1 protein-coding gene and 1 pseudogene are annotated in these 1,559 nt (G+C 54.5%); one reads left to right on the top strand and one right to left on the bottom strand.

The genetic code is table 11. From position 1 onward, the window contains the following. Positions 1-501, bottom strand: a pseudogene (locus FDX03_RS22990) (alpha-2-macroglobulin family protein); the annotation flags it as partial. Positions 502-707: 206 nt separating this feature from the next. Here FDX03_RS22990 and sseA point away from each other — a divergent pair. Beyond that, positions 708-1,556 (top strand): 3-mercaptopyruvate sulfurtransferase, encoded by an 849-nt coding sequence (gene sseA / locus FDX03_RS03770; protein WP_061068338.1) that lies wholly within the window; start codon positions 708-710, stop codon positions 1,554-1,556. Positions 1,557-1,559: the final 3 nt, after the last annotated feature.

Raw genomic sequence — 1,559 nt, 5'->3', positions numbered from 1 at the left:
CAGCGAGCCGCGACTGGCGAAGCCTACGCTTGGCTGGACGTCGCGGGTGGTAATATTTTTTTCATAGTCGATAGCGAACGTCGCTTTATTCAGCGCCAGCAAATCACGCTCAATGGTCACCACCAGTTCCCGGTTAGGTTCAAGATGGCGTAAGCGCAGCTCTTTCAGGTTTGGCGCCAGCTCCCAGGCCCCATCCACTTTGCCGCTTTTTTTATCGACAACGTGCAGTACGCGAGAAAAATCTTGTTCAGGATCGAGAGGAATAGAAAAAGTCAGCACCAGCGTCGCCGCACCATCCAACTGGACTTCTGAGGCATCCAGCAGCGTCAACGGTTTGCCCTGGCTTTGCTGCATCAGCTTTTGTAATTGCGCCGGATCTTTTACCGGTGTGGTCTGTGGGGCGGGCGTATCATTTTTTGCCGTCGTCGACGGCTTATCGTTATTATCGCACCCCGCCAGCGCCAGCATCAGCATGCAGGCCGCTACGCGTAAATGTTTCATTTTTCATCCCTGGCCTGAGTGGCCCGTTAGCAACGTAGAACAACTATTATGCGTCAGATTTCAGCAGGTGGAAGTCAGTAATAAGATGTTGTTGTCTGAATTTTCGTGATTAATGTGGGTCCACCTGACAAATCAGCCTCTTTTACTTGTCGCTTTGCACCAAACATCCGACAATTTGCCGAAACCTGGTAAAAATGGAGATGCCTATGACTACCGCCTTCTTTGTCGCTGCCGACTGGCTTGTCGAACATATTGACGACCCGGAAATACAAATTCTTGATGCCCGGATGGCACCTCCAGGCCAGGAAGATCGCGATGTTGGCGAGGAGTATCGCGCCGGCCATATTCCTGGTGCGGTCTTTTTTGATATCGAAGCGCTCTCCGACCATACTTCTGCGTTACCGCATATGCTGCCACGTCCGGAGGCTTTCGCCGTCGCCATGCGCGAGCTGGGCGTACATCAGGATAAACACCTGGTCATCTACGACGATGGCAATCTGTTTTCCGCCCCGCGTGCCTGGTGGATGCTGCGCACATTTGGCGTCGAAAATGTCTCCATTTTGGCAGGCGGTTTTGCGAGCTGGCAGCGTGATGAGCTCCCCTTGCAGACAGGAAATGTTGACTTGCCCGAAGGTGAATTTGACGCCGTGTTTACGCCAGAGGCCGTCGTGCGGGTGACCGATGTCCTGCTGGCCAGCCATGAAAAAACCGCACAGATTGTCGATGCGCGCCCGGCTGCGCGTTTTAACGCAGAAGTTGACGAACCCCGACCAGGCCTCAAGCGCGGCCATGTTCCCGGTGCGCTGAACGTACCGTGGACAGAGTTGGTTCGTGACGGCGAACTGAAAACCACCGATGAGCTGGATGCTATTTTCTTCAGCCACGGCGTGAGCTTTGACAGACCGATAATCGCCAGTTGCGGATCCGGCGTAACGGCGGCCGTGGTGGTGCTGGCGCTTGCGACGCTGGGCGTTTCCAACGTCGCGTTGTATGACGGCGCATGGAGCGAATGGGGAGCGCGCAACGATTTACCGGTAGAACCCGAAACTAAATAAAAT

It is taken from the genome of Citrobacter sp. wls827 (assembly GCF_005280875.1).
GTDB classification, from domain to species: Bacteria; Pseudomonadota; Gammaproteobacteria; order Enterobacterales; family Enterobacteriaceae; genus Citrobacter; species Citrobacter youngae.
The sequence above is the reverse complement of the archived record's forward strand: the minus strand, read 5'-3'. Positions and strand labels throughout refer to the sequence as shown.